The 24,438-nt window shown below is 72.1% G+C and carries 26 protein-coding genes; 12 read left to right on the top strand and 14 right to left on the bottom strand.

Annotated features, from left to right (window positions below; all coding sequences use genetic code 11):
- The first annotated feature begins 59 nt into the window (after positions 1-59).
- The 6 genes from ACGF0J_RS34910 (at position 60) to ACGF0J_RS34885 (ending at position 4,996) form a co-directional block, all read left to right on the top strand.
- Complete coding sequence (locus ACGF0J_RS34910; RefSeq protein WP_101785699.1) at positions 60-554, top strand: helix-turn-helix transcriptional regulator; 495 nt, start codon at positions 60-62, stop codon at positions 552-554.
- A gap of 3 nt (positions 555-557) precedes the next feature.
- Entirely contained in the window at positions 558-986 is a 429-nt protein-coding gene (locus ACGF0J_RS34905) for a hypothetical protein (RefSeq protein WP_393152985.1), read from the top strand.
- 121 nt (positions 987-1,107) lie between these two features.
- Entirely contained in the window at positions 1,108-1,479 is a 372-nt protein-coding gene (locus ACGF0J_RS34900) for a DUF2516 family protein (protein WP_393152983.1), read from the top strand.
- Between the two features lie 112 nt (positions 1,480-1,591).
- Positions 1,592-2,557 carry an alpha/beta hydrolase gene (locus ACGF0J_RS34895; protein ID WP_393152981.1) on the top strand — a complete coding sequence of 322 codons (966 nt, stop codon included), beginning with the start codon at positions 1,592-1,594 and terminating at the stop codon, positions 2,555-2,557.
- Positions 2,558-2,595: 38 nt separating this feature from the next.
- Positions 2,596-4,206 (top strand): DUF2207 domain-containing protein, encoded by a 1,611-nt coding sequence (locus tag ACGF0J_RS34890; RefSeq protein WP_393152979.1) that lies wholly within the window; start codon positions 2,596-2,598, stop codon positions 4,204-4,206.
- Between the two features lie 190 nt (positions 4,207-4,396).
- Positions 4,397-4,996 (top strand): ankyrin repeat domain-containing protein, encoded by a 600-nt coding sequence (locus ACGF0J_RS34885; protein ID WP_393152977.1) that lies wholly within the window; start codon positions 4,397-4,399, stop codon positions 4,994-4,996.
- 45 nt (positions 4,997-5,041) lie between these two features.
- Here the strand turns inward: ACGF0J_RS34885 and ACGF0J_RS34880 are convergent, their stop codons facing one another.
- Positions 5,042-5,947: an asparaginase gene (locus tag ACGF0J_RS34880; RefSeq protein WP_393152975.1), complete on the bottom strand. Its 906-nt coding sequence runs from the start codon at positions 5,945-5,947 to the stop codon at positions 5,042-5,044.
- A gap of 59 nt (positions 5,948-6,006) precedes the next feature.
- Here ACGF0J_RS34880 and dtd point away from each other — a divergent pair, with 59 nt between their 5' ends.
- Complete coding sequence (gene dtd, locus ACGF0J_RS34875; protein ID WP_393152973.1) at positions 6,007-6,432, top strand: D-aminoacyl-tRNA deacylase; 426 nt, start codon at positions 6,007-6,009, stop codon at positions 6,430-6,432.
- 43 nt (positions 6,433-6,475) lie between these two features.
- Here the strand turns inward: dtd and ACGF0J_RS34870 are convergent, their stop codons facing one another.
- The 4 genes from ACGF0J_RS34870 to ACGF0J_RS34855 all read right to left on the bottom strand — a co-directional run bounded on the left by ACGF0J_RS34870 (position 6,476) and on the right by ACGF0J_RS34855 (position 8,970).
- The gene (locus ACGF0J_RS34870; protein WP_393152971.1) at positions 6,476-7,414 is read right to left on the bottom strand and encodes a YgfZ/GcvT domain-containing protein; all 939 of its coding nucleotides are present in this window, start codon (positions 7,412-7,414) and stop codon (positions 6,476-6,478) included.
- A 65-nt stretch (positions 7,415-7,479) separates the two neighbouring features.
- Positions 7,480-7,893 carry a Fur family transcriptional regulator gene (locus tag ACGF0J_RS34865; RefSeq protein WP_393152969.1) on the bottom strand — a complete coding sequence of 138 codons (414 nt, stop codon included), beginning with the start codon at positions 7,891-7,893 and terminating at the stop codon, positions 7,480-7,482.
- A 310-nt stretch (positions 7,894-8,203) separates the two neighbouring features.
- Entirely contained in the window at positions 8,204-8,500 is a 297-nt protein-coding gene (locus tag ACGF0J_RS34860) for a DUF2470 domain-containing protein (RefSeq protein ID WP_393152967.1), read from the bottom strand.
- Complete coding sequence (locus tag ACGF0J_RS34855; RefSeq protein ID WP_393152965.1) at positions 8,497-8,970, bottom strand: FABP family protein; 474 nt, start codon at positions 8,968-8,970, stop codon at positions 8,497-8,499. Before ACGF0J_RS34855 ends, ACGF0J_RS34860 begins: the two co-directional genes overlap by 4 nt.
- 115 nt (positions 8,971-9,085) lie before the next feature.
- Here ACGF0J_RS34855 and ACGF0J_RS34850 point away from each other — a divergent pair, with 115 nt between their 5' ends.
- A complete protein-coding gene (locus tag ACGF0J_RS34850; RefSeq protein ID WP_393152963.1) occupies positions 9,086-9,448 on the top strand; it encodes a DsrE family protein in 363 nt (120 codons plus the stop codon).
- 118 nt (positions 9,449-9,566) lie between these two features.
- Positions 9,567-10,127: a DUF664 domain-containing protein gene (locus ACGF0J_RS34845; RefSeq protein WP_393152961.1), complete on the top strand. Its 561-nt coding sequence runs from the start codon at positions 9,567-9,569 to the stop codon at positions 10,125-10,127.
- Here the strand turns inward: ACGF0J_RS34845 and ACGF0J_RS34840 are convergent.
- The 6 genes from ACGF0J_RS34840 to ACGF0J_RS34815 form a co-directional block, all read right to left on the bottom strand.
- Positions 10,058-10,495, bottom strand: coding sequence for a hypothetical protein (locus ACGF0J_RS34840; protein WP_393152959.1), 438 nt, complete (start codon positions 10,493-10,495; stop codon positions 10,058-10,060). The genes ACGF0J_RS34845 and ACGF0J_RS34840 overlap by 70 nt on opposite strands.
- Before the next feature lie 94 nt (positions 10,496-10,589).
- Positions 10,590-10,820, bottom strand: a complete 231-nt coding sequence (locus ACGF0J_RS34835) for a winged helix-turn-helix transcriptional regulator (protein WP_393153146.1) — start codon at positions 10,818-10,820, stop codon at positions 10,590-10,592.
- A gap of 784 nt (positions 10,821-11,604) precedes the next feature.
- A complete protein-coding gene (locus ACGF0J_RS34830; RefSeq protein WP_393152957.1) occupies positions 11,605-12,318 on the bottom strand; it encodes a type 1 glutamine amidotransferase in 714 nt (237 codons plus the stop codon).
- On the bottom strand, positions 12,308-13,537 hold the full coding sequence (locus ACGF0J_RS34825) for a MurT ligase domain-containing protein (RefSeq protein ID WP_185088071.1): 1,230 nt from the start codon (positions 13,535-13,537) through the stop codon (positions 12,308-12,310). Before ACGF0J_RS34825 ends, ACGF0J_RS34830 begins: the two co-directional genes overlap by 11 nt.
- Before the next feature lie 11 nt (positions 13,538-13,548).
- Entirely contained in the window at positions 13,549-16,596 is a 3,048-nt protein-coding gene (locus ACGF0J_RS34820; RefSeq protein WP_393152955.1) for an ATP-binding protein, read from the bottom strand.
- Positions 16,597-16,701: 105 nt separating this feature from the next.
- Complete coding sequence (locus ACGF0J_RS34815; protein WP_393152953.1) at positions 16,702-18,639, bottom strand: hypothetical protein; 1,938 nt, start codon at positions 18,637-18,639, stop codon at positions 16,702-16,704.
- A gap of 167 nt (positions 18,640-18,806) precedes the next feature.
- Here ACGF0J_RS34815 and ACGF0J_RS34810 point away from each other — a divergent pair, with 167 nt between their 5' ends.
- Genes ACGF0J_RS34810 through ACGF0J_RS34800 form a run of 3 tightly spaced genes read left to right on the top strand, consistent with a single transcriptional unit; the run spans position 18,807 to position 21,046 of the window.
- Positions 18,807-19,466, top strand: coding sequence for a hypothetical protein (locus ACGF0J_RS34810; protein ID WP_393152951.1), 660 nt, complete (start codon positions 18,807-18,809; stop codon positions 19,464-19,466).
- Positions 19,463-20,107 carry a hypothetical protein gene (locus tag ACGF0J_RS34805; protein WP_393152949.1) on the top strand — a complete coding sequence of 215 codons (645 nt, stop codon included), beginning with the start codon at positions 19,463-19,465 and terminating at the stop codon, positions 20,105-20,107. Before ACGF0J_RS34810 ends, ACGF0J_RS34805 begins: the two co-directional genes overlap by 4 nt.
- 6 nt (positions 20,108-20,113) lie before the next feature.
- Positions 20,114-21,046 (top strand): hypothetical protein, encoded by a 933-nt coding sequence (locus ACGF0J_RS34800; protein ID WP_393152947.1) that lies wholly within the window; start codon positions 20,114-20,116, stop codon positions 21,044-21,046.
- On the opposite strand, the gene ACGF0J_RS34795 is transcribed toward ACGF0J_RS34800, so the two are convergent.
- From ACGF0J_RS34795 to ACGF0J_RS34785, 3 genes are all read right to left on the bottom strand, one after another.
- A complete protein-coding gene (locus tag ACGF0J_RS34795) occupies positions 20,991-22,334 on the bottom strand; it encodes a hypothetical protein (protein WP_393152945.1) in 1,344 nt (447 codons plus the stop codon). The genes ACGF0J_RS34800 and ACGF0J_RS34795 overlap by 56 nt on opposite strands.
- A gap of 117 nt (positions 22,335-22,451) precedes the next feature.
- The gene (locus ACGF0J_RS34790; protein ID WP_393152943.1) at positions 22,452-23,555 is read right to left on the bottom strand and encodes a CU044_5270 family protein; all 1,104 of its coding nucleotides are present in this window, start codon (positions 23,553-23,555) and stop codon (positions 22,452-22,454) included.
- Positions 23,555-24,142: an RNA polymerase sigma factor gene (locus ACGF0J_RS34785; protein WP_393152941.1), complete on the bottom strand. Its 588-nt coding sequence runs from the start codon at positions 24,140-24,142 to the stop codon at positions 23,555-23,557. The genes ACGF0J_RS34790 and ACGF0J_RS34785 overlap by 1 nt, the downstream gene beginning before the upstream one ends.
- Between the last annotated feature and the right edge of the window lie 296 nt (positions 24,143-24,438).

Below are 24,438 nucleotides of genomic sequence, written 5' to 3'. Positions count from 1 at the left end.
GCTTGCAGGAGTTAGCCACCCTGTTTGCAATTGCAAGCAGTGCGAGGCACACTGGAGGCATGGCACTACCGAAGGTCGGCTCGATCGGCGAATACATCCGCGAGCAGCGGCAGCAGGCGAAGATCTCGCTGCGCCAGCTCGCGGCGGCGGCAGGGGTCTCCAACCCCTACCTCAGCCAGATCGAGCGCGGTCTGCGCAAGCCGAGCGCCGAGATCCTCAACCAGATCGCCAAGGGTCTGCACATCTCCGCGCAGGCGCTCTACGTGCAGGCGGGCCTCATCGAGGACCGCGAGACGCCGAGCGACGTCGTCGCCGCGATCAGGGCCGACACGCATCTCACCGAGCGGCAACGCCAGGTGCTGATCGACATCTACGAGTCGTTCCGCAAGGAGAAGCGCGCCGAGGATGAGCAGACCTCCCAGAACGCTCACCCTCGGAGCGACTCCGTCACGGACGACGAGCAGCCGCTGCCGAAGGATTTCCTCGCCGCCCTCGAGCCCTACGCGGCGTCCGGCGACAACGGCACCGTCAACCAGGAAACCAAGGAAGGTTAACCCATGACGCTCGCCACCGAGGTCAAGAAGCTCACCGACTCCAAGCCGTTCTACGCCGTCGCCGGTGTCGGCGACTACGCCGTCGAGAAGCTGCGCGAGCTGCCCGAGCAGCTGCAGAAGCTGCAGGCCCGCCGCGGCGACCTGGCCAAGGAGCTGCCCGTCAGGGCGCGCACCTACGCCGACCTGGCCGAGGGCTTCGCCAAGGAGCTCCCCGACAAGGCCCGCGACTACGCCGACCAGCTCACCCAGCGCGCCACCCTCGTCTACGAGGACTTCGCCACCCGCGGCCGCAAGGTCGTCAGCCAGGTGAGCGGCGAGGCCGCGCTGGAGCTGGAGGAGGTGTCGGAGGCCGCCGAGCCGCCCGTCGCCACCCCCGTGACCCCCGCGAAGAAGACCCGCACCACCAAGGCCGCGCCCAAGGCGCAGTCCTGATCCACGCCGTGAGGCCCGTCCCCGCCGGGGGACGGGCCTTGCGTCGTTCGCGGGGTGCCCGCCGGGCGGGATCGGCCATTAGGCTGGGTCCGTCATCGCGGGCGTCGGGCGGAGCGAACTCATGGACCTCATCAACGGCGGGCTCAACCTTCTCTTCCTGCTGCTCGCCATCGGCATCTTCGGGATGGCCTGCTACGCGCTGGTGCACGCGCTGCGGGTGCCCGACAACGCGTTCGTCTCGGCAGGCAAGCTGAAGAAGAACATCTGGCTGATCATCCTGGCGCTCGCCACCCTGTTCTCGGCGGGCGGCGCGTGGTCGTTCCTTCAGGCGTTCCTCATGCTGGGCGGGATGCAGTTCATCGGCCTCGGAGCCGTCAACATCTTCTCGATCGCCGCGGTCATCGCCGCCGTCGTCTACATCGTCGACGTCAAGCCCGCCGTGAAGGGCATGGGCGGCCGCGGCGGCGGCAGCGGCCCCTACGGCCCCTGGTAGAGACGCCGAGCTGACCGGCACGGTTCGAGGACCCGCTCAGGGAGCACACTCAGACGTATCCCCCTTGTCGAGACTGCACGCAGTCGAACACGAGCAGGGGGAACACGCCGACATGAGCAAGCCGATCCTCGAACCGGCGGCCCAGGAGATCGCGGACGCCACGTCCCGCCCGCCGTTCCTGTACGAACTGGGCCCCGAGGCCGCCCGCAAGGTCCTCGACGACATCCAGGCCGCGCCGGTCGACAAGCCCGACGTCGACGACAAGTGGATCACCGTGCCCGCCGAGGTGGGCGACGTGCGCGTGCGCGTCGTCAAGCCCGCCGGGGCGACCGGCGTGCTGCCCGCCGTCCTCTACGTCCACGGCGGCGGGTGGATCCTCGGCAACGCCGGCACCCACGACCGGCTCGTCCGCGAGCTCGCCGTCGGCGCGAACGCCGCTATCGTCTTCGTCGAGTACGAGCGCTCGCCCGAGGCGAAGTACCCGGTCGCGATCGAGCAGGCCTACGCGACCGCCCGGTGGATCACCCGGCACGGCGCCGACGAGGGGCTCGACAGCTCACGCCTCGCGGTCGCCGGCGACTCGGTCGGCGGCAACATGGCCGCCGCGCTGGCCATCCTCGCCAAGCGGCGCGGCGACGTCACGTTCGTGCACCAGTCGCTCTACTACCCCGTCACCGACGCCGCCCAGGACACCGAGAGCTACCGCCGGTTCGCCGACGGCCCCTTCCTGACGGCCAAGGCCATGGCGTGGTTCTGGGACGCGTACACGACCGACCCGGCGCAACGGGCGGAGAGCACCGCCTCACCGCTGCGCGCCGACCTGGAGGAGCTGGCCGGGCTGCCGCCCGCCCTGGTGATCGTGGACGAGAACGACGTGCTGCGCGACGAGGGCGAGGCCTACGCCCGCCGGCTGACCGAGGCCGGGGTCCCGACGACCAGCGTCCGCTACAACGGCATCATCCACGACTTCATGATGCTCAACCCCGTCCGCTCGACCAACGCGGCCACGGCCGCCGTCGAGCAGGCGATCCGCACCCTCAGCAAGGCGCTCGGCACCGGCAGGCCCGGCCCGTCCTGACGATTTCCCGTCATACCCACCCGATACGATGTGCGGCCATGACGGGAATCAGGCGCGTGCTCGCCGCCGTGGGCGCGGCCGTTCTGGCACTGACGTCCACGCCCGCCACGGCGACGGCGGCGGGGATCACCGACGAGATCACCATGACTCTCGGCAAGGACGGCACGCTCCACGTGGTCGAGAAGATCGCCGGGGCTTCGGGCCAGCTGAAGCGGACGTTCCTCACCAGGACCCGCCACGACGACGGCAACGACCGGATCTACGAGATCCGCAACGTCAAGGGCGGCAAACTGGCCGGCGACGTGCTCACCGTGACCGCGCCCGCCACCGTCGAGTACGACGTCAAGGGCGCCGTCACGCCGACGGGCGAGGCGCAGGAGCTGCGCTGGTTCGCCCTCAGCGGGTGGAACACCCCCGTCGCCAAGGCCACCGTCGAGGTGAGCGGCCCCCGCCAGGTGCAGAACCTGGCGTGCTTCGCCGGCGACCTGACCTCCGTCATCGGCTGCACCGCCGCCTCCATGGACCACGGCGCCACCGAGGCCGTCTTCGAGCAGGACGACCTCGCGCCCGGCCAGGCGCTCACCGTCATCGTCGGCTACCCCGAAGGGGCCACCTCCGGGGCGCCGATCCTCGAACGGCGCTTCTCGCTGGCCGCCGCCTTCACCCTCGACACGGTCACCGGCGGCGCGCTCGTCGCGCTGCTGGTGCTCATGCTCGGCGGCACCGGCCTGCTCTACTGGACGCGCGGGCGCGACGCCCGGGTCATCGGCCACGAGCAGGGCATGGCCGCCCCCGTCCAGAACGGCCACTTCAGCCCGCCCGACGGCGTGCGGCCGGGCCAGATCGGCACGCTGGTGGACGAGCAGGCCGACGTCATCGACGTGACGGCGACCATCGTGGACCTGGCCGTCCGCGGCCACCTCCGCATCGACGAGCAGCCCCGGCAGGCCTACGACGCGCCCGACTGGGTGCTGGTCAAGCTGCCCACCGCGGCCCCCGGATCGCTGCTGCCGTACGAGCAGGCGCTCTACGACGCGATCTTCGACGGGCGGGACGCCGTGCCGCTGTCCCACCTGTCCGGCTCCTTCGCCAGCCACCTGGGCGAGGTGCGCGACGCCCTCTACGACGACGTGGTGCGGCAGGGCTGGTTCGCCCGGCGGCCCGACACCGAGCGCACCCGCTGGACGACGCTCGGCGTGGTGCTCGTCGTCGCCGGGCTGCTGGCCACGGCCGCGCTGGCCTGGATGACGACGTACGGGCTGATCGGGCTCGCGGTCGTCATCGGGGGCGGGGCGCTGGCCGTGGGCGGGCAGTACATGCCGGCCAAGACCGCCAAGGGGTCGGCCGCGCTGGCGCACACCCTGGCGTTCCGCGAGTATCTCTTCTCCGGCGACCTGGGCGAGGTGCCGGAGCAGCACCGCGTCGAGCTGTTCTCCCGCTACCTGCCGTACGCCGTGATCTTCGACGGGGTGGAGCACTGGTCGCGGGTCGTCGCCTCGGTCACCGGCGACGGGCAGCGGGCCGACAACCTCTACTGGTATCACGGGCCCGCCGAGTGGGACCTGTCGAAGTTCGCCGGCTCGATGCGCACGTTCACCACGACCACGTCGGGGGCCATCTCGGCGACCCGCCAGTTCAGGAGTCTGTGAGCCGCGCGGCGGCGTCTCTGGACGTCACGGGGCCCGGCGGCGGATGCTGTCGCTGGTGGCAGATGGTGCGACCGGCCGCCGGATGGGTAGCCGTCCGGGTGCGGGGGCGGCCTCTCCCGCGGCACCCGGCCGCTGTTCGGGGCCGCAGATCGGGGGCCGCAGATCCGGGGCCGCGGCGAAAGGACCTAGGGTGCGCGACGAAGAGCTTCTCACCGCCGCCGCGATCGGCGACGCCGCCGCCGTGCGCGAGGCCGTGACCGAGGGCGCCGACCTGGAGGCGCGCGACGCCCGGCGGCGCACCCCGCTGCTGCTGGCCGCCGCCGCCGACCACGTCGAGGTGGCGCAGATCCTGGTCTCCGCCGGCGCCGACCCCGACGCCCTCGACTCCCAGCACGACACGCCGTGGCTGGTTACCGGGGTGACCGGCAGCGTGGCCATGATGCGGGTGCTGCTGCGCGCCGGCCCCGACCTGACCCTCACGAACCGCTACGGCGGCGTCTCGCTCATTCCCGCCTGCGAGCGCGGCCACGTCGCCTACGTGCGCGAGGTGCTCACGACCGGCATCGACGTCGACCACGTCAACGACCTGGGCCTGACCGCCCTGCTGGAGGCCGTGGTGCTGGGCGACGGGTCGGAGCCGTACCAGGAGATCGTCCGGCTGCTGCTGGCCGCCGGGGCCGATCCGCACCTGGCCGACAGCCACGGCGTGACCGCGTTCGAGCACGCGGTCGGCCGCGGGCAGATGGAGATCGCCGCCATCCTCCGGGACGCCACCGGCCCCCGCCCCTGACCGTGCCGGTCACGCCGTACCGGCGAGAGGGAGGCAGAGGACCGGTCAGGTGAGCCGGAGCCGGATCTCACCGACGGGCCGGCCGCCGCCCAGAACCGGCGTGACCGGCGGGTCAGCCACCTCGACGCCGAGCGAACGCAGGGCCGCCACCGTCACCGGCGTGCGCGCCCGTGCCGCGCCGTCCTCGACCTTGACGGCACCCGCGCGGCCGTCCCCGAGCGCGAACGCCTCGAAGCCCTCCGCGCCCGCCTTCAGCATCAGCCCCGGCACGGCCCGCATCAGCGCCGTCTCCGGGCGGTGCGTGCCCGACGTCCACTCCGGGTGCGCCGTGACGGCCTCGTAGATCCGCCGCTCGTACGAGCCCGTCTCCCCCAGCGGGAACGCGCGGAAGGCCCTGGCCGTGCCCGCCATCGACACGAAGTGCAGCGGCGCGCCGCAGCCGTCCACGCCCGTGGCCGCCACCCGCTCCCCGGTCAGTTCCTCGACCGTGGCGCGGATCGCCCACTGCAACGGGTGCGCCGGCTCCAGGTAGGTGGCGAGCGGCCAGCCGTTGGCGGCGCAGGTGGCGAGCATCGCGGCGTGCTTGCCTGAGCAGTTCATGTGCACGCGGGCCCGCCGGGCTACCGTGCGGTCCTCCGGGTAGTCCTCGGGGCAGCGCAGCGCCGACTCGTCCAGCCCCGCTCCGGCCAGGATCTTGCGGACGCCCTCCACGTGGAACGGTTCGCCGGAGTGCGACGCGCAGGCCAGCGCGAGCAGCTCGCCCGTCAGGTCCAGCCCGTTGCGCAGCATGCCGAGCGCCTGCAGGGGCTTCATCGAGGACCGCGGCGACGCCGGAACGTGCACCGCCCCGTGCGCCTCCACCGGCCGGCCGGCCGCGTCGACGGTCAGCATCCGGGCATGGTGCCGCGACTCCACGAACCCGGACCGGACAACCTCCACCACCAGTGACATCTTCGCCCCTTTCCGGCATGAGTCTACGGAGGCCGTCCGTTGCGCCAGAATGGGATCCCATGCGAGCAGTGGTACAGCGGGTGACATCGGCTTCCGTGGTGGTGGACGGCCGCACGGTGGGGGCCGTCGACGAGCCCGGCCTCTTGGCGCTGGTCGGCGTCACCCACACCGACACGCCCGCCGAGGCGCGCAGGCTCGCCGCCAAACTGTGGGGCCTGCGCATCCTGCACGGCGAGAAGTCGTGCTCCGACGTGGGCGCGCCGCTGCTGGTGGTCAGCCAGTTCACCCTGTACGGCGACGCCCGCAAGGGCCGCCGCCCCACCTGGCAGGCCGCCGCCCCGGGGCCCGTCGCCGAGCCGCTGGTGGACGCGGTGGTGGCCGAGCTGAGAGCCCTCGGGGCACGGGTGGCGACAGGCAGCTTCGGCGCGGACATGAAGGTGTCGCTGGTCAACGACGGCCCGATCACCCTCGTCGTGGACGTCTAGCCGCTCCCGGCCTGCGCGTGCGGGGCGCCTTCGCCCGACCGGGTCAGCGCACCCGGCGGCGCAGGGACGGGTCGATCTGCACGTTGCGGCCCGCGTCCGGCGGGACGATGACCTCCTGACCGGCGGCGACGCCGCCGGCGAGCAGCGGGGCGTCCACCGGGACGGTGCGCTTGAGCAGGGCCAGCGCGATCGGGCCGAGCTCGTGGTGGCGGGCGGACGAGCCGACGACGCCCACCGCCTGCCCCTCGAACAGCACCGGCGCCCCGTGCGGCGGCAGCGTGTCGACGCTGCCGTCGAGGTGCAGGAACGTCAGCCGGCGGGGCGGGTGGCCGAGGTTGTGCACCCGGGCGACCGTCTCCTGGCCGCGGTAGCAGCCCTTGCCGAGGTGCACGGCGGTGCCGATCAGCCCCAGCTCGTGCGGGATCGTCTTGTGGTCGGTGTCGAGACCGAGCCGCGGGTGGTGCCGCTCGATGCGCAGCGCCTCGTACGCCCACAGCCCGGCCAGCGGCCGGCCCAGGTGCTCGGCCAGCTCCGCGCGGGGCACCAGGAAGTCCTCGGTGGCGGAGGAGAGCACCGCCAGGTCGTCGGCGCGTGACACCTCGACGCGCAGCATGAACCGCATCCGGTCGAGGTAGGCGACGAGGCTGTCGGCGGTGCCCGGCTCGACGTGGGCCAGCACGCTCTCGCCGTCGTCGACCAGCGTCAGGTGGTGCAGGATGCGGCCCTGCAGGTCGAGGTCGAGCGTCTGGGTCCACTCGCCGGGGGCGAGGGTGTCGAGCTTCTGGGAGGTCAGGTCGTTGAGCCAGTTCAGCCGGTCGGCGCCGGAGATGCGGACCACCTCGCGGTTGCTGCGGTCGACGACCGCCTCCCCCTTGGCCAGCGCGCGCTGCTCGGCGAACAGGTCGCCGTAGTGCGCGGCTACGTCGGCGTCCGGCGCTTCGGCGGGGACGGCGCCGGGGAGATCGAGCAGAGGGCTACGCATGCCTTCCAGGTTAGCCGCCCGGCCGCCCGCGACCGCCGCCGGAGGCGGCGCGACCCGGTACGCGGTCAGCGGCAGGCGCGGCAGCGGCCGAAGACGGTCAGGTGGTGCACGTCGGCCTCGAAGCCCAGCTCCTCGTCAAGCCCCCTGACCAGCCCCTCGGCCAGCTCCGGCCGCACCTCTCCGACCTCGCCGCAGCCGCGGCACACCAGGTGGACGTGGTCGGCGTCGGCCGCCAGATGGTAGGTCGGCGCGCCGTGGCTGAGATGGGTGTGCGTCACCATGCCGAGCTCTTCCAGGAGCTCCAGCGTGCGGTAGATCGTCGAGATGTTGACGCCCCGGGCGGTCTCGCGGACCCTGGCGCAGATCTCCTCGGGGGTGCCGTGTCCGAGATCCTTGACCGCTTCGAGCACCAGCTGCCGCTGGGGAGTCACCCGGTAACCCTTCGCGCGGAGTTCCTCGTGCCACTGCGTGTCGGTCATGTCCCGAGTCTACGGCCGCGGGTAATTCGCTTGCCCGGTCCGAAGGAGTCCGCATAACGTCATGGGTACGCGGAAAGGAGGTGGTCCAAACAATGGTGATTCATAGTTGGGCTAGCGAGGTGGTTGTCCGCTGACGACGCGGACGCCCCGTCTCGCGCCGTTCGGCGAATACGAGGCAACCACCGGGGCCCCCGGCGGCTGGAGGGCGGGAATCCTTCCCGACCATGGTCCATCCAGCCCGTCTGTCCGACAGGCGGAAGCACGCCCGGGGGCCCTTTTTTTCATGCCCGTTCCCAGGTCAGCGCTCGGGTCAGTGCTCGCCGCGGGCCGGGATGCCGAGGGTGGCGCAGGACTCGCGGTAGAGCCGGACCACGGCCATGCGGACCTGGGGCCGCTCGGTCAGCGTCTCGCCCCACGGCACCCGCACCAGCTCGCCGCCGTCGATCGTGAACTCGATCGCCTCCGCGTCCACGCCGCTGGTCGTCGCGCGGGTGGCGTCGGGCCGCCCGCCCAGCCCCCGGACGATGACGAGCGCGTCGTCGCCGTGGTCGTCGTTCATGTGGCGCTTGATGGCCTCGACGACGTCGGCCGTGAACGGGCCGCTCACGCGACCTTCTTCAGCTCGGCCGACATGTGGGAGGTCAGCGGGTGCCCCACCGCCGCCATGTCGTAGGCCCACATGAGGTTGCCGTTGACCAGCCCGTAGAGCCGGCGGCCCGCGGTGTATTCCTTGGCCGTGACCGTGCGGGCCACGACGTCCGTCTGAAGCTCGATCTTGTGGAAGACGACCTCGCCGACGTAGATCTCCACGATCCCGGTCGGATGCGAGAGCACCACCTCAAGCTGCCGGTCGGGCAGCGCACGCCAGTAGCCGGACTCGGTGGCCAGCGGCCTGACCCGGTCGCCGGCCTGGTCGAGCAGCCAAGTGCGGCTCACGTAGCTGAGGAACGGCTTGCCGTTGTGGCCGAACTCGATCTCCTGACCGAAGTTGAAGCTCTCGATCGTCGGGTAACCCCCGACCCCCGCGCCTTCCCACCTGCCGATGAGAAAAGCGATCGGCTCGAGATTGGGATGCATCTCAGGTTCTTCCATACCGCCCCACCCTAGTGGCGTCCCCGGCGGCCCGCAGGCTCCGCCCGCAGCGGAGCACCTGGGGCGACGCGGGCGCGGCGGGCGCATTAGGGTGGCGGGCATGGCACGATCACTGGTGATCAAGGTGACCGCGGGGGCCGACGCCCCCGAGCGCTGCAACCAGGCGTTCACGGTCGCGGCGGCCGCGCTCGCGAGCGGTGTTCCCGTGTCCCTCTGGCTGACCGGCGAGGCCTCGTGGTTCGCGCTGCCGGGCCGGGCCAAGGAGTTCAGCCTGCCGCACGCGGCTCCGCTGACCGACCTGCTGGACGCCGTCCTGGCCGCCGGCCGGGTGACGGTGTGCACGCAGTGCGCGGCCCGGCGCGACATCACGGTCGACGACCTCATCGACGGTGTCCGCATCGCCGGCGCTCCCGCGTTCGTCGAGGAGGCCGTGACCGAGGGCGCCCAGGCCCTGGTCTACTAAAGGTGGGTGGGTTGGCATGAGCTGACCCGTCCGCCGGCTGTGCGGCGTAGGCGGCATCGGCCAGGATCTGCAGCCACCCGCTTTCGCAGGCCGGCAAGTCGGTGGCGACAGCGGCCTCGTGGGCGGGCGACGAGAAGGCCATGCTCGCCGTCTGCCTGAGCTGGCAGCGCCAGACGCTGATCTGAAGTGCTCGGAGCTCGATCCGCAGGCCCTCGCCCAGCGTTCGGTGCCCTTCTCGGGCCTGTCGCTGCTGGTGTGGCATCTGGCCGACGTCGTGCGCCGGTGGTTCCGGCGGGACATGGCCGGTCGCACGGTCGATCTGCACTTCAGCACCGAGGACAGCCCCGACGCGGCGTTCGACGACGCCGTGCCCGGCGCCGAGGCATGGCGCCTCTGGCAGGAGGAAGTCGACTTCGCCGACCGCTTCGTGGCCGAGACGCCGACCCTGGAGGTGACCGGTACGGATCACTGGCGCGGCACGATCACGCTGCGGTGGGTGATGGTGCACATGGTGGAGGAGTACGCGCCACACAACGACCACGCCGACTTCCTGCGCCAGGGCATCGACGGTGACTGCCTCCGTGTTGGCCCGGGGCGAGCGGCCCGCGTCTACGCCTTGTCGCGGCGATGGAAGGCGAGGGTCGCGGCGGTTAGGAGGGCCGCCCATATCGCGCAGTAGCCGCCGAAGACCACGCCGCCGCGGTCGGTGAGAAGCGCCCCGCCGAGCATGCCGATGGCGCCCGCGGCGGCCATGGCCGAGCAGATGCCCAGCAGCACGAGCAGCGTCCACCGCGCCAACCGCCGACGGACGGGTGTCAGGGACGCCAGGAGCAGCAAGGCGATGAGGACGCCGCCTGCGGCGTTGGCCCATTGCGCCTGTGCGACCTCGCCCGGCCCATAGCTCCGGTACGCGTCGGCGGCCACCCGTGGGCCGCCGCTGACACCGATCCGTTCCTCAAGGGCGAAGTGAGCCTTCGACACCACATAGAGCAGGGTCCAGCCGGCCGCCGCGTAGCCGGTCCATCGGCCGGCCCACACCATCGTCATGCGACCCATCGTGCCCGCGGCGGTGACGCGCGGACCTCCCCGGCGCGAGCCATCTCCTTCCCCCGGACGGGGGATACGAGGCCGGAACGCCGGTTCACCTGACCTGGTCCCACGGGATGGCTTCGAGGCGCTCGATGTGCTCCTCACCCCACTCGCCAAGCGGCGCCATCGCCGCGTTGAGCGAACCACCGAACTCGGTGAGCGAGTACTCCACCTTCGGCGGGACCTGGTGATAGACCTCGCGATGCAGCAGCCCGGTCGTCTCCATCTCGCGGAGCTGCAGGATCAGCGCCCGCTCGCTGATGCCGGGAACCGCGCGCCGCAGCTCACCGAAACGCAGGGGGCCGTCCTGCAGCGCGAAGAGGATCCCCTTTCCACTTGCCGCCCGTGACGGCGATGGCGGCGTCTAGGCCGCAGGTGAACGTACGTGTTCGACTCATACTTACATTCTTGTCGGTACCCGACAAAGCTGTCGGTACTTGAGGGAACGTGTGTGCTCCGGCCAGCATGGATCGGGCGCCGCGCGCCAAGGTGGGCCGGCTACGGCTACTGCCGCTCCCACTCGCGCTCTGGGGCCTGCGCCTGCACCTGATCGGCACCCCGGCCGGACTGCCCGAACGCCAGGTGCTGATGGCCATCATCGAACACGACCCGAATCTCGTGGCCGAGCGCCCCGGCCTGCTCATCATCGCCGACAAGGGATACATCTCCGCTGAGCTGGACGCCTTCCTGGGCCCCCTCGCCTCGGCGTCACGGAGCAGCCCGGGCGCCAGCCGGCGGTGGATCGCCGACAGCGGAGTCCACGCAGGTCCAGGGTGTTGCGGGAGGCGTCGCGGAACTCGTCAGCGTGGGCGACGGCCGTCGGCAGGGTCAGGGCGGCGCCGAGAATCGCGGCCGCGGTGGCGATGCGCAGTCAGCTCATGGTGCTTCTTCCCGTCCGTGGGATTGGCATGACACACGACCGCCGGGACGGGCAGCCATCCACGAGCTGAGCGGGAGAGGAAGGTTGCGCGATCGTCAGTGTCCAGACGACCTGGCCTGACGGGCGGGCCGGAGACGCCCGTCAGTGCGGCAGATCAGCGCGGGAGGTCAAGCGCAGCAGGTCAGCGTCAGCGCGGCAGGACGGCGCTGAAGCGTTCCTGGCGGAGCTGCTCGTAACGGGTGTCGTCGAGCGGCGGCAGGTCGCCGACCCGCCAGCTCAGCAGCAGGTCGGCGAGCGCCGGGTTGCGAGCCAGCGCCGGGCCGTGCAGGTAGGTGCCGATGACGTGGCCCGCGTAGCAGCCCTCGAAGCCGTCGCCGTTGCCGGTGCCGACGACCGTGCGCGACAGCGGCCGGACGCCCGGCCCGAGACTGGTGACGCCCATGTGGTTCTCGAAACCTGTCAGCATCGGCAGGCCCAGCGCGGAGTCGACCTCGGCGACCAGCTCCCCGACGGCGCGCGACTGGCCCCGGAAGCTCGCGATGTCGAGCAGCCCGATGCCGTCGACCGGCTGGCCCTCCTCACCGCCGAACGTGCTGCCCATGATCTGGTAGCCGGCGCACACCGCCAGCATCGCGGCGCCACGGGCGATGGCGCGGTGCAGGCCGCCGTCCTTGCGCAGCCGCTGCGCGGCGAGGATCTGCGGGCGGTCCTCGCCCCCGCCGATCAGGTAGACGTCGCCCGAGTCGGGCACCGGGTCGGCCGAGCGGACGTGCACGATCTCGGCCTCGATGCCGCGCCGCCGGGCCCGCTGCTCCAGGACGAGCGCGTTGCCCTGGTCGCCGTACGTGCTGAGCAGGTCGGGGTAGATCCAGACGATACGAAGGACGCTGTCAGACGGCACGACCGAACTCCGATCGGATCTGCTGGAAGGCGGTGTAGTTGGCGATCACGTCGACCCGGCCGGGCGGCTGCATGGCCAGCGCCTCGGAGAACGTCTCGCACAGCACGAACGGCACGTCGGCCACGTCGAGCCGGAGCGCCAGGTCGAGGCGGCGCTCACCGGTGACGAACACCGGTCGCCCGCGCAGGATGCGGTAGTCGACGTCCCACAGCCAGGACGTGTCGCGCCCGTCGGGACCCTGCGCGTTGACCGACAGGATGACGGGCAGCCGCGGGTCGGCGACGTCGAACGCCTCCAGCCAGCCGGCGGGGTTCTTCGACAGCAGCAGCCGCGCGTGCCGGCCGTCGCGCTCCACCATGGTGTAGCGGCCGGCGACGGACGTGACCTCGCGCAGCCGGGGCAGCGCCCGCTCCACCGGCAGTCCGAACGCCTCGGCCACGGCCAGCGCCATCACGGCGTTGGACCGGTTGGCCAGGCCGGGAAGCTGGATGTCGAGCAGCCACCGCTGCCCGCGCGGGTCGATGACGGCCTCGTCGTCGACGATCCACTGCGGCTCGGGCCGGTGGAAGGTGCACTCGCGGCACGCCCAGTCGGCGTCCTTGCGGTCGAGGGGGCCGCCGCACTCGGGGCAGCACCAGGAGTCCTCTTTCCACCGCTGGCCGCCCGCGACCCAGGTCACCTTGGCCGCGGTCGAGGCGCCCCAGGTGACGAGCGGGTCGTCGCAGTTGGCGATGACGTGGGTGGGCCTGCCGGACAGCGCCCGCCGCCACTTCTGGGCGAGCAGCCAGATCTCGGCCGCCCGGTCCATCTGGTCGCGGCTGAGGTTCATCAGGCAGACGACGCCCGCGCCGGTGGTGTCGAGCACCTCGGGCAGGTATTTCTCGTCGACCTCCAGCACGCCGTAGGGGGCGTCCTTGTGCTGGGACAGCGCCGAGACGTGGCCGGCCGGCATGTTGGCGCCGAACACGTTGGTGGCGACCTCGCCGAGGTCCAGCAGTGCCGACGTGATGAGCCGGGTCGTGGTGGTCTTGCCGTTGGTGGCGCTGACCAGGGCCAGCTTGCGGTCACGGGCCAGCTTGCGCAGCAGGTCGGGCTCCAGCATCAGGCCGACCCGGCCGCCGATCACCGAACCGTCGCCGCGCCCGGTCATCCTGGACAGTGTGGCGGCACTGCGGCCCAGGGCGCTCGCGAGCTGTGCCCGCAGGGGAAGCTGGGTCATGGCATTGGATCCTAGTCGGCCCGAGGCATCCCGACTCCCCTCGCAACGCCCGAACGCGGCTGACCCGGCTCGGCGAAACTGATCTCGGGCGCGCCCTCCTCCTCGAACGGCAGCACGAACCGGCGCGGCCACGACAGCACCCCTTCGAGCCAGCCCGCGCCCATGGTCTGGCCGACGTGCCTCAGCCGGGCCGACGGGTCGAGCCCGATCGCCACGGTCATGACGTCGCGCTGCACGCTCTCGCTCTCGTCGTCGCCGAGGACGACCCGCCAGGCCAGCGCCCGGTTGTGCTCGATCTCCATGGACAGCGGGTGGTGCCGCAACGCCTTGGCGCGGTGCCCGAGCAGCTCGCCCTGCCCGTTCGCGGCCGGGGAGGGCTCGGCCGGCTCCCCCGCCGGCGCCGGGTCGGCGGCGTCCTGCCCCGGCGACGGGCCGAACAGGGCGTACTCCAGGGGCGGCGCCGGGGCGCGCAGGTCGGGCGCGGGCCGGTCGTACGGGAAGAGCCTGTCGACCTCGTGCAGCCAGCGCACCTGCGGGATGACCCACCGGGAGCCGGGCCGCTCGCCGCCGCTGTCGAGCCGGCCGAGCAGCCGGGTGGCGCTCTCGGCGGCCTTCTCGGTCAGCAGCGCGGGGTCGATCCAGCTCCGCAGCGACCAGGCGCGCCGCCGTACAGACCGTTCGACGAGGGTGGCGAGCAGGCATTCGCGGCGTCGCGCCGGCAGCTCGGACCAGGCGGCGGCCAGGGCGCGGGGCACGCCGGGCAGCGGCCGGTTGGTGACGAACGCGAGCACCACCGTGTCGCACCAGATGCGCAGCCACGCCCAGTCGGGGGCGTCGGCCAGCACGTCCGCCTCGCGCAGCTCGACCAGCGTGCACGCCTGGCCGGTGCGGCACTGGCTGCCGCAGGCGGCCGAGCGGCGGCCGCGGATCGGCGGCGGCGGGCCGGCGGCCAGCCGTTCGCGCGACTCGCCGAGCGGCACCCTGACCCGCAGCGGCCGGTCCATGCCGTCGGCGAACACCGCCGCGCAGCCCGGCTGGAGAGAGACGACCTGGCGTGACTGCTCGGGGCTGAGGTTCATGGCCGCGCCGACGAGCTGCCGGTCGTCCTCGGCGGGCAGGCGGTGCACGACCTTCAGCGCGGTGTTCTTCACCACGTCGGGGACGAGCTTGGTGGGGATCTGCTCGGCCACGACGATGCCCTCGCCGTACGCCCGGATCTCGGCGAGCATGCCGGCCAGCAGCTCGACGGCGTGGGTGGCGGCCCGGCCGGCGCCGCGGTCGCGCAGCAGCCGGTGCGCCTCCTCGATGACGATGACGTGCCGCAGGTCGGGCGACTTCTCCGTGCGGGCCCGCATCCGCAGGTGCTCCACGATCCGGATGATCAGCGTGCCCATGAGGAACGCCTTGTCCTCGTCGTTGGCCACGTCCTCGATGGCGAGGACGACGTTGCGCTCCAGCAGGCCGCCGACGTCGGCGGGGTGGCCGCCCTCGAAGAAGCGCCCGGCCGAGCCGACCCGCAACGAGCGCAGCCGCAGCGAGATGAACCCCTCGACGTCGGCCTGCACCTCCCGGCCGTAGCCGATCTCCTTGATCACGTCCATCGCGTGCTGCTGCAACTGCTCCAGCGTCGGCACGCTGGGCGGCACCCTGGAGCCGGGCACGGCCCCGCCGGTGACGACGTCCCAGCCGGTCGCCTCGTAGACCCGTTGCAGCGACAGGGACATGATCTGCGGGAACGGCTCCTCCGCGTCGAACGCCGCCATGAACAGCGCCCTGACCATGTCGATGTGCGCCTGCACGGGGTAGCCCGGCTCGGGCTCCAGCGGGTTGATGCTGAACGGCACGCCGCCGGGCGCCGACGGGTTGATCACCGTCACCGGCCCGTACGCCTCGACGCGGCCGGCCATGGCGGCGTACTCCGATTTGGCCGGCTCGATGGCCAGCCACGGGATGCGGGCGCGGCTGAGCTGTTCGAGCAGATGCCTGACGGTCTGCGACTTGCCGGAGCCGGTGGCGCCGGTGACGAACGCGTGCCGGTTGAGCGTGGCCAGCGGCACCCGGAACGAGCCGACCCCCCGGTCCTGCCCGTCGAGGATCTCGCCCAGGTCCAGCTCGCCGTCGTCGGCCTCGGAGGTCACGTCGAAGAAGCCGGCGTCCAGCACCCGCACACCCGGCACCTCGCGCCGCGGCAGCCCGGCCAGCGCCGCGAGCGCGCCCGCCGTGGCGGCGAACGGCGCGGCGGCCCCGTCGGCCGGGTCCTGCATGGTGATGGCGAGCGCCTCGGCGAGCGGGTAGACCGCGCCCTGGGCGCTGCGCAGCCGGTAGGGGTGGTGGCTCATCTCGACCGAGCCGACCAGCACGGGGGCGATCTGGCGCAGCTCGTCGGCGGTCGCGCCGCCGGCCAGCACCCGGACGTTCCACAGCCCCGCCTCGCGGAAGGCGTCGAGCTCCTGCATGCGGCGTTCGGCCCGTTCGGCGTCGAAGCGGGAACGCTCGGAGGCGTCGCCGTACTGCCGCAACACGTTGAGCTGGGTGCGCAGGTGGGCCACCTCGGCGTCGAGCAGGTCGGTCGGCTCGGCCACCACCAGCCACGCGAACGGCCGCGACATCAGCGTGATCAGCGTCGACTCGAACAGCGTGGGCCGCTTCAGCTCGTCCGGGTCGAACTCGCGCCTGCCGCCGAGCGGCGGCGCCTGGCGGCCCGGGCACGGCGTCCACACCAGGTCGGCCAGGTCGGCGAGGTACTCCTCGCCGAGTTGCACGCCCCGCGCGCCGCCGGGGAACAGCAGCGGCTGCGGCCCGGACGGCGCCCCGAACGCGCCGGTGGCCCGGCGCGGCTGCCGGGGCGGCGACAGCGGCCCCGCGTTCGTGATCAGCTCAAGGGGCGCGCCGGAGCCGCGCGACAGCCAGCCGATGGCGAACGGCCGGTCACGCTGGGCGGCGGACAGCACGGCGGGCAGCACGGTGACGAAGTCCCACTCCGCCGACGAGCTTCGCGAGGGCGCCGCGATGGACTGGATCCGGTACCAGGGCCCGCTCAGCGAGACACTCGGCTGCATTTCATCCCCCCACAGACGGTTCTTTAGTAAAGTCCGCCGACCGTCAGCCCGTCACCTTGACATTGACCATGTCATTACCGGCCCTTGCGGTAAGCAGGGGCCGCGTCACGTCCGGTCCTTGCGCCAGTCGAGGCGCGGCGGCGGGGGGCCGAGGTTGGGCGGGGGCTCCTCGCCGCCCGCGCGGGCCTGCTCCGGGTCGAGGGAGAGCACGGACTCGCGCACGTCCTCCAGCTCGCCGAGGGTGGTCCTGGGGAAGGTGAGGATCGCCGGGTTGGCGTCGGCCAGCCGGACCCGACGGCCCTGCGCGGTCGCGTCGGTGACGATGACGGAGGTGGTGGGGAGCTGCTGGAGCTGGTGCGGCTCGACGAGGAACTCGCGGGACCGCTGCAGCACCCGCTCCCTCTCGCCGATCTTGTCGGCGGTCCTGCCCCACTCGGTCGACTCGGTGATGTCCCCGGCCAGGTCGGTGGCGCCGTCGCCGGGCGCCTCCGCCCTGCCGTCGGCCTGGGCGATGGTGGAGGTGTAGGCGCCGTCGAGGCCGGTGAGCGAGTCGCTGATCGTCTCGGTGAGCTGGGCCAGCTCCAGCCGGTGCTCGGTGCCGACGTGCTCGCTGGCGATCCGGGCGTCCTCGGCGTTGCCGAGCCGCATGAACGCCACCGCCGCGTGTCCCCTGCCGAGCCGTTCGCGGACGGTCGGGGTGAGCGAGCGGTAGGTGAGCACCAGTCCGGTACGGGACGTCTCGCAGGCGTCCATGAGCCGGTCGAGCACGTCGCCGCGCAGCTTGTCGGCCCCCGCCACGATGATCGTGTGGTACCAGGGCCGGTCGGAGGCGGGCGACTGGCGCAGGATGTGGGTCAGGGCCGTCGCCACGTACGTGCCGAGCACCCGGTTGCCGAACACGCCGGCCTGCCGGTCCATGCTCACCACCCGCAGCCGGGCGGGCGGCAGCCGGACCGCCTGCGTGCCGAGGGTCTCCAGCTTGCGCAGCTGCGACTCCAGCGCCCAGGCCCGCTCGATGACGACCCGGTCGCTCACCCCCCGGCCGAACAGCGTGCCGATGCGCTCCAGCTGGGTCGCGGTGATGAGGCCGTACCTGAGGTCGTCGCGGGGGTCGCCGACCTGGGCGAGCGCCCGCAGCGCGGCGGTCACCTGGCTGATCGTGGCGTTCTCGCCGAGCACCTCCAGCACCCGTTCGAGGATCGCGTTGTCGAAGCTCAGGTCGCGGGTGGAACGGTGCTCCTCGCTGACGCTGACCACGTGGGCGAGCACGTCGGCGAACGCCTCGGGCTTCAGCGTGGCGCCCAGGTCGAGCCGGGGCAGGTCGGTCGGCAGCACCCACACCAGCGGCTCGTCGCCGCCCCGGCGGGCCAGCTCGATGAGGTCCTTGGCGATGGCGCCCTCGGACAGGTCGAGCACGGTCAGGTGGCCGCCGCTGTAGAGGCGGGTCGCGCCGATCAGCGTGACCAGCGCCGACCAGCCGGGCAGCGTGCCGCCCGCCACGTCGATGCGGTCCACGTCGTCGGGCACGGCCACGGCGTACCAGGTGAGCTGGCGGTCGTGGCGTTCCTTGACCTCCTGCCACTCCCGGTAGCGCTGGGCGTGCTCCTCCTGCGCGCGGAACAGTTCCCTGTCGCGTTCCTGCCGCCGCCGGTCGGCGCGGGCCTGCTGTTCCTGGATGCGGTAGCGGACCGCCCGGTCGCCCTCGACCAGCGCGTAGCTGCAGATGAGCGCGACACCGCCGGTCGCCACCATGCCGAGCAGCGCGAACGACCAGTCGAGGTAGCCGGCCGAGGCCGGCACGAGGAGCAGGACGGTCAGCACCAGCATGAACCGCCGGAAGATCCGCATCGGCCGGTTGAGCAGGTCCTGCTGCAGGCGCTCGCGGCGCACCAGGTCGGGGTCGGGCCCTTGGGCGGGCGTCTCGTCGGCCGGGGAGGGGCGTTTGGGCGGAGGGCCGGGGTCGGGATGCAGCAGGATGTACTGCCAGCCCAGGTAGATGCGGTCCGCCTGGAGCTGCGCATGCTCGGGATGCACGTCCACCACGTGACCCTCCGGCCGCGATATGTCGTTAGGAGTAGGGCTCGAATCCTCCGCTCCGTGACAGCGTATGAGCTACGCGCCCGACTGCGGCAGGGTTCTGGGCAATTACACCAGCCCGAAGGGAGTTTTGCGGCGGATGGTGCGACTGTGAGCCGTTACCATCCATACCCATGACCGAACCCTCCGGCGGCAGCGACAGGCCCGGGCGCCCGGTGGTGGTGCCCGTGGTGGGCCTGGTGGCGGTCACGGCCCTCGGTGTCACCGCCCTGCTCGGCGGTTTGAACGAGGCTCCGGACGAGCCGCCGGCCCTGGGCAAGGGCGCGGTGCTCGACCAGGGCCGCTACGCCACGCGGTTCGTGGCGTCGCGGGTGCGGGCGGTGCCGGCCGACTCGCCGTTCGGCGAGGACCGGCGGTTCGTGGAGCTGGTGTTCGAGGTGACGAACAAGGGGAACGAGACGACGCCGGTCGGGCTGCCCCCGTCGAAGCAGGAGCAGGCCGCGCTCGGCGAGACCTTCGCCAGCTCGCTGGTGAAGGTCTCGCCCGCCTTCCCCGCGGACGCCGGGCCGTTCGTCTTCGCCCTGGCCAAGGGAGGCGAGACCCGCCAGCTCCATCCGGGGGTCAAGAGCACGGTCATCGTCCGCTACCGGCTCAAGGACGGCGACGAGCCGCCGGAGAAGGTCACGCTGGACGTCGCGGGCTTCGCCTACGAGCCGGGCTTCAACGACCCGACCGAGCGCTGGCAGAAGGTCGCCGAGGACGCGGACGGCCGGCTGGTGCCGGAGGTCAAGGCTCGGGTGACGCTGCCCGTCGAGGCAGGTGAGCCGGCATGACCGTCACCCGCGAACCGCCCGTGCGGGCGGCCGGCGGCCGCCGCGGCGGGCGGACCGGGCGCCGCGGCTCGCTGGCGCTCAACACCGCGCTGGGCCTGCTGCTCGTGGGGGCCGCCGTCGGGCTGCAGTCGCTCGGGCTGTCGGAGAACGACGCCTCGGCGCCGCTGACGTACGTGGGTGACAAGGGCCAGGCGGTGGACGCGCGGCGCTTCACCGTCCGGCTCGACTCGGTCGGCGCGGCCAAGGCGATCCAGGTCAGCGCGACCGAGACCGTCGAGACGGACCAGGTGTTCCTGGTCGTGCGGGCATCGGCCAAGTCGAGCCTGCGGCCCTACCACCTGGCCCAGCCGGTGCTGATGGACGCCGAAGGGCGCAGGTTCGCCGCGACGGACCGGGTGGACGCCGCCAGGACGCTGGCCGACAAGTGGGTGCAGCCCGACATCTGGGTCAGCGGGCCGTTCTTCTTCGAGGTGCCCGCCTCGGCGCTGCCGGACGCCAGGGTCGTCTTCTCGCTGCCCGGGTCGGCGCTGCCGGTCGAGCCGTACGCGCCGGAGGCCGAGATCGACCTAGGGCTTGACGAGCAGGCCGCCCGCAGGCTCGCCGCCGCGCCGCAGGACGTCTACTCCCTCGTGGAGAAGTGATCGGACATGAGCACAGAGGAGCGCGACTGGTTCGCGCCGAGGAACACCCCTCCCCGGGACGGCGGGCCGCCCGCGCCTCCCGCTCCGCCGCCGCGCCCGTCGCCCGCTCCGTCGCCCGTTCCGTCTCCGTGGCGGGCGGCGCGGTCGACGCGGACGCCGTATCCCGACCAGCAGGTCTGGCCGCCGCTGTCGCGGGAAGGCGTCACCCAGCCGATGCCGGCCGTGCGCGAGGCGGCGCTGCCGCTGCCGCGCCCCTCCGCGCCGCCGCCCCCGACCCTGCCCCCGACCCCTACCCCGGCTGCTCCGCCGGTCCCGCGGGAGGGGACCCCCGCAGCAGCCCCGCCGTCCGCCGCGCCGCCGGTGCGGGAGGCGGCGCCCCGGCGGCGGGGACGCGCGGCGCTGCTCGCCGCCGGAGCCGTCGTCAGCGTGCTCGCCGCCGTCACCGCGCACACCGTGGACGGCTACCTCTTCTACGAGCAGGTGTCCACGCAGGAGGACGCCACGGAGGTCGTGGTGCCCGCCGGCCGGGCCGGCAGGGTCCACGACATCGAGTGGAAGGCCGCCGTCGCCCGGACGAAGGCCCCGGCGGGCAGTAGGCACGGCGCCGACGTCGCCTGGATGAAGATCGACATCACCCAGAAGGTGCTGTCCGACGGCAGCGCCACGCTGACCGGACTGCCGACCGACCTGAGGCTGCACGACCGGGCGGGCCGGAGCTGGGCCGTCGAGCTGGGCTCCGGCGACCGGCCGACGGACCGGCTGGAGGTGGGCCGCGAGTACCCGTTGCGAGGCCTCGCGGTGGTGCCGGTGGCCGTGGCGGACCAGGTGGAGCTGGCGTTCACGCCCAGTTCCTACCGCTCCGACACGCCGACCGGCGACCTGTTCAAACGGCCGACGGGCCCCCAGCCGGATCGGACGACGCTGCGGTTCCGGCGGTGAACGCCTCGCCGCGCAGCCGGGCCCGGGTGGCCGCCAGGTCGAAGGCGGCCGCCAGCAGCGCCATGGTCACCGTCGTCACGAGCAGGTCACGGCCGAACGACACCGGCGCCCCCAGGTAGAACCACGCCCACTCGACCTGCGAGCCGATCAGCGTCCGCACCGCCCGGTCGGCGTACTGCGCGCCCACCGTGACGGCCACGTGGCACAGGCACATCATCCCGAACAGCGGCGCGCCGCCCTTGACGATCAGCCGCAGGGAGTTGACCAGCGGCACCCAGCGCTCCTGGAATCCGCCGGTGAGGCGGTTGACCGACCTCCGGGTCAGGTCGTGGCTGCCTTCGAGGCGCTCGACGCCGCGCTCGAACCGGGTGCCGCTGACCATGGAGCGGGTGTCGTCGGCGTACGTGCCGAAGACGAGCATCGCCACGGTGAGCCAGACGAGCGGGAGGGCCACGGCGCTGAGCAGGAGCGGCCACACCTCGCCCAGGGCGGTGGTGACGGCCTCGACCACCGGGACGTTCTTCTTGGCGTTCGTCAGCGCCTCCTCCGCGCCGGACACGACCGCGCGGTGCTCCACCCACTCCGACCTCGCCTCGGCGAGCGCGAACGTGGCGCTGAGCCCGTAGAAGACGAAGGCGAACTCGGAGAAGGCGGCGGCGAAGCCGTAGAAGCCGCCGCCACCCCTCTCCACCAGCTTGGCGAACAGCGTCTTCAGGCCGAAGGCGACGACCATCGTGCCGACGGACACGCGCCAGTCGATGTCGATGAAGCCCCGCCCGACCTGCGACTTCTCACCGAAGAAGGCGGCGTCGGTGAGCTCGAAGACGTGGTGGAACAGGTCCATCTGCACCAGGTCGCGCGCGTCCTCCACCTGGAAGCCCCAGGCCAGGTAGAGGACGGCGAAGGCCGGGGCGACCCGGTCGAGCGCCGTGAAGAACGGCTCGTCCGCCGCGCCCTCGGCCGCGCGGGCCCGCGTCTCCCACAGGGCGCCGCGCAGGGTGTGCAGCATGCCGGTGACGACGGTCATCGCCGCCAGCACGACGAGGGTGAGCAGCGTCGTCATGATGACGAGGCGGACCTGCCGGTAGTCGCCGTACGCCACCTCCGTCGCGGCGTAGAGCAGGCCGAAGCGGACCACCTCGCCCGCCGAGAACCACAGGGCCAGCGCGAGGCCGCACCGGCCGAGCAGCCGCAGCGCGTGCAGGGGGAGCGAGAACGGCGACGGCATCCTCGGGGCCGGCGACGGCGCAGGTCGAGGTGGGGCCGCCACACCAGACGAACCTGACATCTGGTGAATGGTAGCGGTCTGCCCCGAACGCCGCAGCTCACCCCACAGTCCAGACCTTCCTGAGCCAGGTCAGGCCTGTTCACCGAGAGCACGGGCGATCCGCTCGTGATGATCGAGTCAGCAGAACATCGGCTTGCCGGCGTCCTTCGGAATCTCCGGCATGGAGTCGACGACCTTCACTGTCATCACCGCCGTACTGGCGCCAGGAATCTCTCTGACCCGCCCGCCCTCCTGCTGCCCGATCCAGCTCCGGTAGCCAAGGAACCGGTAGGTGGCCGGCTCGAAGATGAGCTCCCCACGTTCCCAGCCGTCGGGGGTCTCAAGCTTGAGCGAGGCACCCACCCCGTGTCGTCCGGCGGGGTCGGTGAGGCCTGGGACGATGGTCACGGTCGTCAGCTTCGACAGCGCGCCGAAGACCGTGGCCCTGGTCTGGGAGGAGGTGAGCGGGTCCTGCGCCAGCATGAGCAACGAGCTCGCGACGACCTTCTCGACCCGCATGTTGATCTCGTTCTCGCCCAGGTCCGTCTCTCCTCGTCTGCGCTGGTCCGACCGGACGAACGTCTCCGCGTCCTGGCGGATCTTCGCCAGAACCCGATCCGGATCGGTGGGAAGATCGGCGGCTTGGAACGGTAGGCCCAAGGAGCGCTCGTGGCACTGCCCAGCACGCTGATACTCCACCGTTCCGGGGGATTGCACGTGCTCAGGGCGCCCGCTGGTGGCGCGTGTTTGCCCGTACGTCGAGCGCGTCAGGGCCTTGCCGGGATCCCCGGCGGGCATCCACACCTCTCGGCGCACGTCCTGGGTGTACTCGCCCTCTGAACCGGAGGCGAACGTGACGTTCTTCTGGTCGACGTAGACGAACTGCCCCGGCCCGGGCCGCACATCCTCCCGTGCCGCGACCGAGGCCGCATGCCGGAGCAACTCGGCGGCGCTGGCCGGAGGGGTCCCGAACGGGGCGGAGTCGTGACCGCCACGCACCATGACCAGGCCCGCGGTCACCGCCGCCGCGAGGCCCACGGCCACGCCGGCCCTCATCGCCCACCAGCCGGCCGGGAAACCGTGAAGAGGCCACCGACGTGACCGCGCCGGCTGACGGTGGCCGCTCCCGATCCGCTCGGCCTCGATCTCTTCGGCCACCAGCACCCATGCACGCGCGGTCACATTGGGCGCGGGTTCGGGCAGGCTGTCGTGGTGGTCCTTGATCGATTCGAGTTCGTTCATCACAGTGCCTCCCCGGCGGGACCGATGATCTTGCGGAGTTTCTTGCGGGCACGGTTGAGACGCGATCCCACCGTTCCCTGAGGTATGCCGAGAGCCTCGGCCACCTCCTCGTAGCTGAGTTGGGCGCAGGCGACCAGCAGCAGGACGTCCCTGTCCCCGGCCGAGAGCCTGGCGAGACCTGCGGCCAGCCGCGGTTGCATGACCGCCGCAGAGACCCGCTGTATTACGCGCTCGTCGTGACTGGCGATCTCCGCGGCATCGGCGCTTCTGGCCAGTGCCCGATACCTGCGCGCCTCACCGCGGCGGTGCTCGGCGACCAGGTTGGAGGCGATGCCGTACAGCCAGGGCCGCGCGCTGGAGCAGGTGAGGTCAAAGCGGTCCCGGCTGCGGAAGGCGCGCAGAAAGGCTTCCGCGGCGAGGTCATCCGCGGCCGACTCGCCCAAGCGCAGGTGAACATAGCGGTGGATGGATGCGAAATAGCGATCGAAGACGGCGCCGAAGCGGTCAGGGTGACGCCACGACGCCTCTATCACTTGCGCGTCGGTGCCCTCGCTGGGAGGCGCCGAATCTTTGGGGGGAGCTGTCATGCATGCCGGCCTTTCAGGCGGTTGCGTTGGAACACCCCTAGTTCGGCGAACCCCCGATTCCTCTTCACGGTCCATCACGGCTTCCACGGCCGCCGGTTCATCGCGTCGCGCGTCCCAGAGGATTGCCTATGACCCGAAGATGACCGCATGCCTGCGATCTCCTGACCCTGCCACAGCACCAAAGCCCTTCGTCAGCAGGCTCTTAGAGCGTGACTCATTTGGTGGTTGCTCGTTGTATGGGTCGTGGAAGTGTTCCTGCAGCGGCTGGTGCCTGATGAGTTATGGGAGATCTTTCA

The organism is Nonomuraea sp. NPDC047897 (assembly GCF_043204415.1).
Classification (GTDB): domain Bacteria; phylum Actinomycetota; class Actinomycetes; order Streptosporangiales; family Streptosporangiaceae; genus Nonomuraea.
The sequence above is the reverse complement of the archived record's forward strand: the minus strand, read 5'-3'. Positions and strand labels throughout refer to the sequence as shown.

Excerpts from the sequence above, each read along its gene's own strand:
- ACGF0J_RS34790 (WP_393152943.1), bottom strand. The coding sequence starts at position 23,555 with ATGAACGAACTCGAATCGATCAAGGACCACCACGACAGCCTGCCCGAA.
- ACGF0J_RS34895 (WP_393152981.1), top strand. The coding sequence starts at position 1,592 with ATGAGCAAGCCGATCCTCGAACCGGCGGCCCAGGAGATCGCGGACGCC.
- ACGF0J_RS34865 (WP_393152969.1), bottom strand. The coding sequence starts at position 7,893 with ATGACCGACACGCAGTGGCACGAGGAACTCCGCGCGAAGGGTTACCGG.
- ACGF0J_RS34910 (WP_101785699.1), top strand. The coding sequence starts at position 60 with ATGGCACTACCGAAGGTCGGCTCGATCGGCGAATACATCCGCGAGCAG.
- ACGF0J_RS34850 (WP_393152963.1), top strand. The coding sequence starts at position 9,086 with ATGGCACGATCACTGGTGATCAAGGTGACCGCGGGGGCCGACGCCCCC.
- ACGF0J_RS34900 (WP_393152983.1), top strand. The coding sequence starts at position 1,108 with ATGGACCTCATCAACGGCGGGCTCAACCTTCTCTTCCTGCTGCTCGCC.
- ACGF0J_RS34820 (WP_393152955.1), bottom strand. The coding sequence starts at position 16,596 with ATGCAGCCGAGTGTCTCGCTGAGCGGGCCCTGGTACCGGATCCAGTCC.
- ACGF0J_RS34905 (WP_393152985.1), top strand. The coding sequence starts at position 558 with ATGACGCTCGCCACCGAGGTCAAGAAGCTCACCGACTCCAAGCCGTTC.
- ACGF0J_RS34890 (WP_393152979.1), top strand. The coding sequence starts at position 2,596 with ATGACGGGAATCAGGCGCGTGCTCGCCGCCGTGGGCGCGGCCGTTCTG.
- ACGF0J_RS34800 (WP_393152947.1), top strand. The coding sequence starts at position 20,114 with ATGAGCACAGAGGAGCGCGACTGGTTCGCGCCGAGGAACACCCCTCCC.
- dtd (WP_393152973.1), top strand. The coding sequence starts at position 6,007 with ATGCGAGCAGTGGTACAGCGGGTGACATCGGCTTCCGTGGTGGTGGAC.
- ACGF0J_RS34785 (WP_393152941.1), bottom strand. The coding sequence starts at position 24,142 with ATGACAGCTCCCCCCAAAGATTCGGCGCCTCCCAGCGAGGGCACCGAC.
- ACGF0J_RS34795 (WP_393152945.1), bottom strand. The coding sequence starts at position 22,334 with ATGTCAGGTTCGTCTGGTGTGGCGGCCCCACCTCGACCTGCGCCGTCG.
- ACGF0J_RS34880 (WP_393152975.1), bottom strand. The coding sequence starts at position 5,947 with ATGTCACTGGTGGTGGAGGTTGTCCGGTCCGGGTTCGTGGAGTCGCGG.
- ACGF0J_RS34855 (WP_393152965.1), bottom strand. The coding sequence starts at position 8,970 with ATGCATCCCAATCTCGAGCCGATCGCTTTTCTCATCGGCAGGTGGGAA.
- ACGF0J_RS34805 (WP_393152949.1), top strand. The coding sequence starts at position 19,463 with ATGACCGTCACCCGCGAACCGCCCGTGCGGGCGGCCGGCGGCCGCCGC.
- ACGF0J_RS34810 (WP_393152951.1), top strand. The coding sequence starts at position 18,807 with ATGACCGAACCCTCCGGCGGCAGCGACAGGCCCGGGCGCCCGGTGGTG.
- ACGF0J_RS34825 (WP_185088071.1), bottom strand. The coding sequence starts at position 13,537 with ATGACCCAGCTTCCCCTGCGGGCACAGCTCGCGAGCGCCCTGGGCCGC.
- ACGF0J_RS34870 (WP_393152971.1), bottom strand. The coding sequence starts at position 7,414 with ATGCGTAGCCCTCTGCTCGATCTCCCCGGCGCCGTCCCCGCCGAAGCG.
- ACGF0J_RS34840 (WP_393152959.1), bottom strand. The coding sequence starts at position 10,495 with ATGACGATGGTGTGGGCCGGCCGATGGACCGGCTACGCGGCGGCCGGC.